Origin of the sequence: Micromonospora sp. NPDC050784 (assembly GCF_044456765.1) — a bacterium.
GTDB lineage: Bacteria > Actinomycetota > Actinomycetes > Mycobacteriales > Micromonosporaceae > Micromonospora > Micromonospora foliorum.
On sequence record NZ_JBITGG010000002.1, the window covers coordinates 144,366 to 154,388 of the forward strand.

General features: G+C 71.8%; 11 protein-coding genes. 5 read left to right on the forward strand and 6 right to left on the reverse strand.

Annotation, left to right across the window (positions count from 1 at the left end):
• Positions 1-166: 166 nt before the first annotated feature.
• Entirely contained in the window at positions 167-706 is a 540-nt protein-coding gene (locus ACIBD9_RS03095) for a type 1 glutamine amidotransferase domain-containing protein (protein ID WP_387170949.1), read from the reverse strand.
• A gap of 180 nt (positions 707-886) precedes the next feature.
• Here ACIBD9_RS03095 and rfaE2 point away from each other — a divergent pair, with 180 nt between their 5' ends.
• A complete protein-coding gene (gene rfaE2, locus ACIBD9_RS03100) occupies positions 887-2,722 on the forward strand; it encodes a D-glycero-beta-D-manno-heptose 1-phosphate adenylyltransferase (protein ID WP_396714039.1) in 1,836 nt (611 codons plus the stop codon).
• Positions 2,719-3,597, forward strand: a complete 879-nt coding sequence (locus tag ACIBD9_RS03105; protein ID WP_396714041.1) for a glycosyltransferase family 2 protein — start codon at positions 2,719-2,721, stop codon at positions 3,595-3,597. Before rfaE2 ends, ACIBD9_RS03105 begins: the two co-directional genes overlap by 4 nt.
• A gap of 1 nt (position 3,598) precedes the next feature.
• Here the strand turns inward: ACIBD9_RS03105 and ACIBD9_RS03110 are convergent, their stop codons facing one another.
• Genes ACIBD9_RS03110 through ACIBD9_RS03120 form a run of 3 tightly spaced genes read right to left on the reverse strand, consistent with a single transcriptional unit; the run spans position 3,599 to position 5,767 of the window.
• Positions 3,599-4,705 (reverse strand): glycosyltransferase family 9 protein, encoded by a 1,107-nt coding sequence (locus tag ACIBD9_RS03110; RefSeq protein WP_396714043.1) that lies wholly within the window; start codon positions 4,703-4,705, stop codon positions 3,599-3,601.
• A 7-nt stretch (positions 4,706-4,712) separates the two neighbouring features.
• Positions 4,713-5,264 carry an Hsp20/alpha crystallin family protein gene (locus ACIBD9_RS03115; RefSeq protein WP_396714045.1) on the reverse strand — a complete coding sequence of 184 codons (552 nt, stop codon included), beginning with the start codon at positions 5,262-5,264 and terminating at the stop codon, positions 4,713-4,715.
• Positions 5,264-5,767, reverse strand: coding sequence for a DUF2231 domain-containing protein (locus tag ACIBD9_RS03120; protein ID WP_387170939.1), 504 nt, complete (start codon positions 5,765-5,767; stop codon positions 5,264-5,266). Before ACIBD9_RS03120 ends, ACIBD9_RS03115 begins: the two co-directional genes overlap by 1 nt.
• A 166-nt stretch (positions 5,768-5,933) precedes the next feature.
• Here ACIBD9_RS03120 and ACIBD9_RS03125 point away from each other — a divergent pair, with 166 nt between their 5' ends.
• A complete protein-coding gene (locus ACIBD9_RS03125; protein ID WP_396714047.1) occupies positions 5,934-6,551 on the forward strand; it encodes a pyridoxamine 5'-phosphate oxidase family protein in 618 nt (205 codons plus the stop codon).
• Between the two features lie 30 nt (positions 6,552-6,581).
• On the opposite strand, the gene ACIBD9_RS03130 is transcribed toward ACIBD9_RS03125, so the two are convergent.
• Entirely contained in the window at positions 6,582-7,133 is a 552-nt protein-coding gene (locus ACIBD9_RS03130; protein WP_396714049.1) for a DUF4240 domain-containing protein, read from the reverse strand.
• Between the two features lie 87 nt (positions 7,134-7,220).
• Here ACIBD9_RS03130 and ACIBD9_RS03135 point away from each other — a divergent pair, with 87 nt between their 5' ends.
• Entirely contained in the window at positions 7,221-7,865 is a 645-nt protein-coding gene (locus ACIBD9_RS03135; protein ID WP_396714051.1) for a class I SAM-dependent DNA methyltransferase, read from the forward strand.
• A gap of 84 nt (positions 7,866-7,949) precedes the next feature.
• A complete protein-coding gene (locus ACIBD9_RS03140) occupies positions 7,950-8,825 on the forward strand; it encodes a patatin-like phospholipase family protein (protein WP_396714053.1) in 876 nt (291 codons plus the stop codon).
• Positions 8,826-9,620: 795 nt separating this feature from the next.
• On the opposite strand, the gene ACIBD9_RS03145 is transcribed toward ACIBD9_RS03140, so the two are convergent.
• A partial coding sequence (locus tag ACIBD9_RS03145) for a hypothetical protein (RefSeq protein WP_396714055.1) occupies positions 9,621-10,023 on the reverse strand: 403 nt, incomplete at its 5' end.

A 10,023-nucleotide genomic window follows, 5' to 3' on the forward strand; every position in this document is an offset into this window, starting at 1 on the left:
CTTCTATCCCGCGAGCCGCAGAACATGCGCCGAACCGCCAAAAAACCAACTCCCACCCACCCCTCTCGCGCTCCCGCCCCGCAGCGTTGATCAAGAGGTTTGCGTCATCGCACGTCGCGTTCGTGACGCAAAGCTCTTGATCAACAGGGGAAGAGGGGTGGGGCGGTTAGGCAGTGAAGGTTTTGGTGATTGCTGCGCAGAAGGCGGGGAGGTCGTCGGGTTTGCGGCTGCTGGTCAGGTTGCCGTCCGTGACGCACTCCTCGTCCACCCAGGTGGCTCCGGCGTTGGTCAGGTCGGTACGCAGGGTGGGCCAGGAGGTGATCCGTCGACCGCGCACCACGTCCGCCTCGATGAGCGTCCACGGGCCGTGACAGATCACCCCGACGGGCTTGCCCGCGTCGAAGAACGCCTTCACGAACCGCACCGCGTCCGCGTCGCCCCGCAGGAAGTCCGGGTTCGCCACCCCTCCGGGCAGCACCAGCGCGTCGTAGCCGGCGGCGTCGGCCTTGTCGACTGTCACGTCCACGTCGTACGTCTTGGAGTGGTCCAGGTGGTTGAAGGACTGGATGGAACCGGGCTTCAGCGAGACCAGTTCGGCCGTCGCGCCGGCGTTCTCGACCGCCTCGCGCGGCTGGACGTACTCGACCTCCTCGACGCCGTCGGCGGCCAGGAAGGCGATCCGCTTGCCCTGCAATGTCGCTGCCATCTCGGTACATCTCCTTTCCGGGGGTACCTCAATCCCCTTCCCGCCCTCGACCGACCGAAACAGGTCGGACAGGTTCGGACCGGTTCGGACCGGTCAGGGGCCACCGAAGGCGGCGTGACCGGCGGCGGGACCGGCCGCCACCCAGGTTTGTCCGCCAGGCCGCTGGGGACCCGGGGAGGCATGGCAGGAGCAGCAGCGGAACAGCGCCGGCTCGCCACCGTCGTGGAGAGCTGGCTCGGACGCCCAGTCCTGATCGTCGGCGACGCCATGTTGGACGAATGGCGGTTCGCCGACTCCGACCGGCTGTGCCGGGAGGCGCCCGCCCCCGTCCTCACCCTGCGCCGGCGGATCTCCGCCGCCGGCGGGGCCGCGAACACCGCCGTCAACGTCGCCGCCCTCGGCGGCCGGGCGGTGCTGGTGGCACCGGTCGGCGCCGACGTCGCCGGGGACGAACTGCACGACTGCCTGGACCGCGCGAGCGTCTGGGACCGTACGGTCAACCAGCCCGGGCGGCCCACCCCGGTGAAGCGGCGGATGTTGGCCGGCAACCAGATCCTGCTGCGGGAGGACTCCGGCGACCCGGAGGACGCCCTGGACCACGATGGTGTGGCTCGGTTGCTCACCGCCCTGAGCTGCGCCACCGAGGAGTTGCGCGCCGCCGCCGGTGGGGAGGCGCCGACCCTGGTGGTCTGCGACTACGGCCTGGGCGCACTCCCCGCGCCGGTCCGCGCGTGGCTGGTGGAGAACCGCCAGCGGTACGCCACGGTCGCGCTGGACGCCCACGACCTGGCCGACTGGCGGGGCCTCGCGCCGACCGTGGTCACGCCCAGCTTCGCCGAGGCGACCCGACTGTTGGCCCGCGCGGGCGGTACGACCCGACCGACAGGCGGGACCGAACTGCACCTGGAACACCCGGACGGCGACCCGGCCGACGGGCCCTCCGAGATGACCGTGGGCGCGGCCCCGGGCGCGGTACGCGCCGACGACACGACCGCCGCGTTGGCGCGGGCCGACCGCCCGGGGCCGGTCGGCGAGCCCACCCCGGGGGAGGGACGGGTGGCCCTCACCGGCGACGGGCTCAGCGTCACCGGCACCGGTGTCACCGTGAACACCCGGGCCGGAGAGGGCGTCGACCGGGCCGTCCTGGCCGAGTCGCGCCTGGCCGAACTGCGCGCGCACACCGGTGCCGACGTGGTCGCGGTGACCCTGGACACCGAGGGCGCGGTGGTCGGCGGCGCCGACGGGGAGCCACGACGCAGCCACAGCACCCCGGTGCCGGCGAGCCACGCCGTGGGTGCCGGCGACGCGTACCTGGCGGCGATGACGTTGGCCCTGGCCGCCGACGCGCCCCTCCCCACCGCGGCCCAGCTCGCCCAACTGGCGGCCACCATCACCGTCTCGGACACCGGCACCTGCGTGTGCCGACGGGACGACCTGCTGGCGGCGCTGGACCAGCCGACCGACACCACGAGCCACCCCGCGCTTGTCGACGGCGACGAGTTGGACGCGATCGTCGCCGAGTACCGCGAGGCGGGACGGTCGGTGGTCTTCACCAACGGCTGCTTCGACGTGCTGCATCGCGGGCACGTGCGCTACCTGGAACAGGCCCGCGAGTTGGGCGACCTGCTCATCGTGGCGGTCAACTCGGACGGCAGCGTACGACGGCTGAAGGGCCCGGACCGGCCGGTCAACCCGGTCGAGGACCGGGGAGCCCTGTTGGCCGCGCTGGCCTGCGTGGACCACGTGGTGGTCTTCGAGGAGGACTCACCCGCCGCCCTGATCGAGGCCGTCCGACCGGACGTGTACGTCAAGGGCGGCGACTATCCACCGGAGCTGGTGCCGGAGGCGCCGCTGGTGCGCCGGCTGGGCGGCCAGGTGCGCACCCTGGGGTACGTGCCGGACCGGTCCACCTCCGCGATCATCGAGCGGATCCGGTCGCACAGCCAGGACCCGTCGCCACACACCAACGACCGGGAGCCCGACCCGTCGCTCAGCTCCCGCACCCAGGCGTCGTGAACCGCCCTCTCGACCCCGGATCCCCGGAGGAGTTCCGCGCCGACCGGCTGGTCGACGTGCTGATTCCGACCCGGAACCGGCCCGCCGAGCTGGCCGTCACCCTGGGCGGGCTCGCCGCCCAGGACGGCGTACCCGGCTTCGGCGTGGTCGTCAGCGATCAGTCCGATGGGGATCCGGCGTACGCGCATCCCGCCGCGGCCACCATGGTCCGGGCGCTGCGCCACCGGGGTCACCCAGTGCTGCTGACCCGCCGGCTGCCCCGACGGGGGTTGGCCGAACACCGGGCGTACCTGCTCGCCGCCTCGGCCGCCCGGTACGTCCTCAGCCTCGACGACGACATCTGGCTGGAACCGGGTGCGCTGCACCGACTGGTCACCGCGATCGGGGAGCTGGGCTGCGGGTTCGTCGGCAACGGCGTGCACGGGCTCTCGTACACCGACGACGTGCGGCCGGAGTCGCATGGCCACTACGAGGAGTGGGTCGGCCCGCCCACACCGGAGCGGATCCGACCCGACACCCCGGAGTGGAACCGGGCCCGGATCCACTCCGCCGCGAACCTGCTGCACATCACCGAGCAGTTGGCGCTGCCGCCGGGCGCGTGGCGGGCGTACAAGGTCTCCTGGATCGGTGGGTGCGTGCTCTACGACCGGGCCAAGCTCGTCGACGCCGGTGGCTTCGACTTCTGGCGTCGGGTGCAGGAGAAGCACCAGGGCGAGGACGTGGCCGCGCAGCTCGCCGTGATGTCCCGCCACGGCGGCGCGGGAGTCCTGCCCAGCGGCGCATACCACCTGGAGTCCCCCACCACGGTCACCGAACGGGACGTGGAGGCGTGGGAGGTCGTCCTCGCCGAGGAGGACACGCCGCAGCCGGCCTGACCTACAGGGTGAGCAACTCCCGGGCGGCTTCCAGCACCTCGATCACCGGAACGTCGTCGACGAAGGAATCCCGGTGCGGGCACTCACCGTCGCCGGGCCGGTGCGGATAGATGCCCGGTGTGCAGTCCACCCCGCAGACCGGGCAGTGCACCGTCCAGGAGCTGATCGGCCGGTGTCGGCCGCGCAGCGGGCTGGCCCCGTTGATCAGGTTGCCGACCCAGAAGATCCCCACCGTGGGCGCGCCCACCGCGGCGGCCAGGTGCAGCGGGCCGGTGTCGTTCGAGACGACCAACGCGCAGTCGGCGTAGCAGCCCACCAGCCCGCCCAGGCTGAGCGTGCCCACCTGTGGTCGCACCGGCACCCGCGCCGCGGCGACGACCCGGTCCACCACCTCCTGCTCGGAGGGCGTGCCGGTGACCAACACCTCGTAGCCGTCCTCGTGCAGCGCTCGGGCCACCTCGGCGAAGCGTTCGGCGGACCAGCGGCGGCGGGTGTCGGTGGCTCCCGGATGCAGCGCCACCCGGGGCCGGTCGGCCGGGCCGAGCACCCGGGCGGCCTCGGCCCGGTCTGCGTCGGTCACCGTCAGCGTCGGCGTGATGGTGGTGGCCGGCGCTCCCGCCAGCGCCACCACCTCCAGGTAGCGGATCACCTCGTGCTGGTAGTAGACGTAGCGGAGCCACCGGTCCAGCGGCGGCGCGTCCTCGGTGCGCAGACCCACAGTCAGCCGGGCACCGAGCCGACTGATCAGCGGGTTGGAGTTGTCACCCCCACCGTGGATCTGCACCGCCAGGTCGAATTCCGCGCCGGCGGCAGCGGCCACGAAGTCGTCCATCGACGACTCCGGCTCACCCGCCTCAGGCTTACGGATGCCGGGTGCCGGCGGCACCACCAGCACCCGGTCCACCGGGCCGGGCCGGTCGCGCCAGAGCTTCGCGTGCCACGGCGCACCGAGCAACACGATCTCCGCCGAGGGGTACGCGCTACGCAACGCCTCCAGTGCCGGCAGAGCGAAGATGAAGTCACCGAGCGCGTTGGCGCGCAGCACGGCGATCCGCCGCACGTCGGAAAGGCGCTCGGCCGTCGGGCCGAGCACGGACGGGGTGACCACCCGGCCGCTACGGCCGGTCGATCTCGCCAGCGGTGTCCGGGCGGTGCAGCTCCCGGTCCGCGGCGGGATCGGCCGGCATCGGCGTACCCGCGGCGAGGTCGCCGGAGCGCGGCCCGGTGCGGCCCACGGTGATGGTGCGCGGCGTGGGTCGGGTCGCCCGAGGCAGGCGGACCCGGAGCAGGCCGTGGTCCATCACCGCGTCGATGGCGTCCGGGTCGACCCGCGACGGCAGGTTGACGCGGTACTCGAAGCCGCGCGTCTCGAAGCCGCCGGGGATGCCCTGGTCGGCGTTGACCTCCGCCTCCGAGCGGGCCCGCACGCACAACTCGCGGTCGTCCAGCTCGACCGCCACCTCCTCCGGCGCCACCCCGGGCAGCCGGACGACGACCTCCCAGCCGTCCGAGGTCTCGGTCAACTCGACGTCCGACGCCCCGGCGCGACCTCCGACCAGGCGGCTCAGCTCGGCGCGCAGCGACTGCAACTCCCCCATCGGGTCCCAGCCCTGCTGCCGGCCGCCGCGCCAGCCCCGGCCGAAGCCACCAAACTGCTGCTCGCTCATCACACCTCTCCGATCCGCTGGGTGGCCGCCGGCGGCCGTAGTGAGCTGGGCGCGTCCAGGCCGGCATCGCGGTCGACGCCCACACCGAGCCGGTCGACCAGCTCACCACCGAGCCAGGCGCTGATGCCGAGAATCGCCAGCGCGACCACCTCGATGGCGACCAGCGCCCCGCCGGCGGCCCGGGAATCCGCGTTGAGCCGCACGGCCCACACGGCGGCGAAGAGCAGGATCACCGCGACGTTGGCGCCCGCGTGCAGCAGACCCACCCGCTTGGCGCGGGTGCCGGTCGGGATCGCCAGCAGGTCGAACGAGCCGGCCGCCGCGGCGAGCAGGCCACCGATCAGGCCGACGGTGATGTTCCAGTACGCGACCTCGCCGAGGAAGTCGGGACCACCCACGGTGTCCACCACGTCGAACAGCACCGCCGTGGCCAGCAGCGCGACCGGGAACATGACCAGCATCGGATGGACTGGGTGACCCAGCACCTTGAGTCGGCTCTCCATCTTCCGGCCTCCACTGGTCGGCGTCCTGCGGAACGGTCTCGTGCGGCGAGCGCGTCGGGTGAGGCCGTACCCCCGGCAACCAGGCACAAACCTCGCGCTGGTCACGGCGGCCTAGGCTGACGACGGTGGTGCCCGCCACCGGCTCAACGCCTGAGGGAGGATCAACGTGACGGTGGAGATCACCTCGCACGAGGAGTTGCGCGAGTTGCTCGGCGTACCGAACGCGCGGGCCGCCGACAAGGAACGCACCCGCCTGCACGAGCGGGACCGCGAGTGGCTCGGTGCCTCGCCGTTCTGCCTGATGGCCACGGCCGGCGCGGACGGCAGCTGCGACGTCTCACCCAAGGGCGACCCGGCGGGGTTCGCCCTGGTGCTGGACGACACGACCATCGCGCTGCCCGAGCGGCCCGGCAACAGGCGCGCCGACGGCTACCGCAACATCCTCGACAACCCGCACGTCGGGCTGCTCTTCCTGATCCCCGGGCGGACCGACACGCTACGGATCAACGGACGGGCCCGCCTGGTCAGCGACGCGCCCTGGTTCGACGACATGGTGGTCAAGGGGCACCGGCCGGTGCTCGCCGTGGTGGTCGAGATCGAGCAGATCTTCTACCACTGCGCGAAGGCGTTCCTGCGGTCCGCGCTGTGGCGGCCGGAGACCTGGCAGCCCGAGGTACTGCCGTCCCGGGCACGCCTGATCAAGGAGGTCGAGGCGCCGACGGAGAGCCTCGAAGACCTGGAACGGCACTACGGCCCGGAGTACGCCACGAAAATCTACGTCTGATTCCGATCCGCGCCGCGCGGCCCCTACCGGTCAGGCCGACCAGCCGGCCGGGTTGCCGAACGACTCCCGGGAGATCCCCGAGCCGGTCTCCGGCCACGAACCGAACCGGTCGTTGTGCAGGTGTGCGAAGAGGTAGCACATGCCTTCGCAGTCGGCGTCCAGCAGCGCCATCGCGGGGTCGGCGCGGACCGCCTCGTAGTACTCCCGACCGAGGGCAACGATGAAACCTCGGGCGTAGAGGAAGCCGTCGTCCGAGCCGTCGGTCACCTCGTGGATGTCCTCCCGATCGATGTCGTGCAGCTTGCGCTCCACCACCCGGTCGAGATCGGTCAACTCCTGCCCGGTCAACTCGGCGGTCAACTCCCCGAGGTGGCCCAGGAAGGCGTCAAGCCAGGCGTCGATCGCAGAGGACGGGCCGTCGTCGTCGCCGCCGTCATCGGCGGGGTCGCGCTCGATGAGGGCCTGCCGCAGCGCCAAGGGCTCGGCGCCCAACTCGGCCCAGGCCGCCTCGATGAGTGCCCACAGCCGGGCCTCGTCGGCGGGGGTGGGCAACGTCCCGGGGGCATCGGTGGTCACGGTCACCGCCGGACCATATCGACCAGCACCGACACTCCCGCCGGCTCTCTCCACATCGGCCGGTCGCCGGGTCGCTGCTCTAGCGTTGCCCGGGTGGACGATGACGGTTGGTTGGCAGCGACCCGCACCTCCTACGACACGGTCGCGGTCAGCTACGCGCGCCTGGTACGTGACCTCCTGGCGGAGGCGCCGCACGAACGAGCCGCTCTGGCATCGTTCGCCCAGCTCCTGCGGGGTATCGGCGGCGGGCCGGTCGCGGACGTCGGCTGCGGGACGGGGCGCATCACCGCCCACCTGCACACGCTCGGCGTCGATGCCTTCGGGATCGACCTCTCGCCCGGGATGATCGACGTGGCCCGCCGTGATCACCCTGAGCTGAGGTTCGAGGTCGGCTCGATGACCGACCTCGATCTGGCGGACGGCTCGGTCGCCGGCCTGGTCGCCTGGTACTCCCTCATCCACATCCCGGACGACCAGATCGGCGCGGTGTTCGCGCACTTCCGGCGGGTGGTGCGTCCCGGTGGCCCCCTGCTGCTCGGCTTCCACGTGGGCGACGAGACGACCCTCAAGACGGAGGGCTACGGCGGCCATCCGATGAACGTGCGCGTCCATCGTCGGCAGCCAGCCCAGATGGCAACCTGGCTGCGTCAGAACGGGTTCACAGTCGACTCGCAGACCACCGTCACCTCGGCGGAGAGCCGGCTCGGCGGGATCATCGTCGGGCGCCGCGAGCCCTGATCACCCGTTGTCAATCCTCCGCCACCGCTGTTAGCCTTAACTGCGTACAGCGTTAGCAGTATTCGACCCCGAATGAGGCGACTGATGACGGACGACGCGCGGCCCGTCTGGGTGCTCGGTGGCGGCGGAGTGGCTGGCATCGCCTGGGAGGTCGGCATCCTGGCCGGGCTTGCGGACGAGGGAGTGACCGTGACCCCGGAGGCGGTCCTCATCGGCACCAGCTCCGGTGCCGTCGTGGGAGCCCAGCTCGCCAGCGGCACCCCACTGTCGGAACTCTTCGAGCGCCAGCGCGGCGGCGTCGCCCACGAGACCTCACCCGCACTGGGCCTTCTGGATCTGCTTCGGCTCGCCCGGGCACAACTGTTCGCCCGCACCCCCGAGCAGGCCGCTCGCCGCCTCGGTCGACTCGCCCTCTCCGTACGCATCGACGACCCGTCCCGGCAGCGCCGGATAGCCGAGGCACGACTGCCCAACCACGCCTGGCAGAACGATGTCGACCTGCGCATCGTGGTCGTCGACACCGGGACGGGTGCCAGTCGCACCATCACCCGGCACGACGGCGTCCCGCTGGTGGACGCCGTCGCCGCGAGCTGCGCCATGCCGATCTCCGCCGCCCCGGTCACCATCGACGGCCGCCGCTACATGGATGGCGGCATGCGCTCGACCCTCAACCTTGATCTCGCCCCCGGAAATGGCCCGGTCATCGCCCTCGCGCCGAGCACTGCCGCGATCGGACCGTGGGCGCGCATCGACAAGCAGCGAGCAGCGCTGGGAACGGGTCGCCGGGTCGAGCTGCTGCTCCGGGACGCGGCCTCCAAGCGAGCGCAGGGAACCAGCGTGATGGACCGATCCGTCGTACCCGCGCTCGTGGCCGCGGCTCGCGACCAGGGCCGACGCGAGGCGTCCCGGGTGGCTGCCGCACTCTCGGAGACATCGCCGGGGAAGGAAGCGCGCGGCTGACCCCAGGCCTCGTCATCCACCGTCGAACGTGACGATTCCTTTGGATGGGCGGCCGCACGGCGGCTTCACAGCGCGGACCAGGGCTTACGCCCCCTCATAAAGAAATTCTTCTTTCTCCTAAATATACGCAACTGCGGCCAAAACCCCTCTCGACCGATCAACCGGTCGAATACGCTACGACTCGCCCAACAACCACTTTGGGTGACTAGTAGGTAGCCCTGGGTGATCCGGGGTGGTTCTGGAGGGGTCATGAGCAACAACCGACGGCTGCGGCGAAAGCTGAACCATGGCCGGGCCGCTTCAGGGCTGAGTTCCGCTCTACTGGTAGTCGGGATGACGGGTGGGCCCGCAACCGCAGCGCAACCGCTGGAGACGAAGCCCTCCGCACAGGACGTACACATCGGTACGCCCGGTCCGCTGGGCCAGCACGGCGGGTGGCCGTCATCCTGGTCAACCGTCCGGCGAGACGCCGACGGACCCGGCGATTCGTGGGACCAGTACCCCGACGGCCAGACGGACTACGGCCCGCAGGGCTGGCAGAGCCCCTGGGGTGGTCACGACAAGGACAAGGGGGACTACCCGCACGACAAGCATGGCACCCAGGGCCCCCAGGGTGCTCAAGGAGCACAGGGCGACGCAGGCGCTAACGGTGCCCAGGGCGCCCAGGGCGACGCAGGCGCCCAAGGATTCCAAGGCGAGGCGGGCAATCAGGGCGCTCAAGGCGCGCAAGGCAACACGGGTGCGCAAGGTGCTCAGGGCGACACGGGCGCTCAAGGTGCCACCGGTGCCCAAGGCTCACAGGGCGACACGGGCGCCCAGGGCGCTCAGGGCGATGCAGGCGCTCAAGGTGCCCAAGGTTTCCAAGGCGCCACCGGCGCCCAAGGCGCTCAAGGCGACGCCGGCGCCCAAGGTGCCACCGGCGCTCAAGGCCCACAGGGCGACGCAGGCGTCCAAGGCGCCCAAGGCTTCCAAGGCGCCACCGGCGCCCAAGGCGACGCAGGTGCCCAGGGTCCGCAGGGCGACGCGGGTGCTCAAGGTGCCACCGGCGCTCAAGGTCCGCAGGGCGACGCGGGTGCTCAAGGTGCCACCGGCGCCCAGGGTCCACAGGGCGACGCAGGCGTCCAAGGCGCCCAAGGCTTCCAAGGCGCCACCGGCGCCCAAGGCGACGCAGGTGCCCAGGGTCCGCAGGGCGACGCGG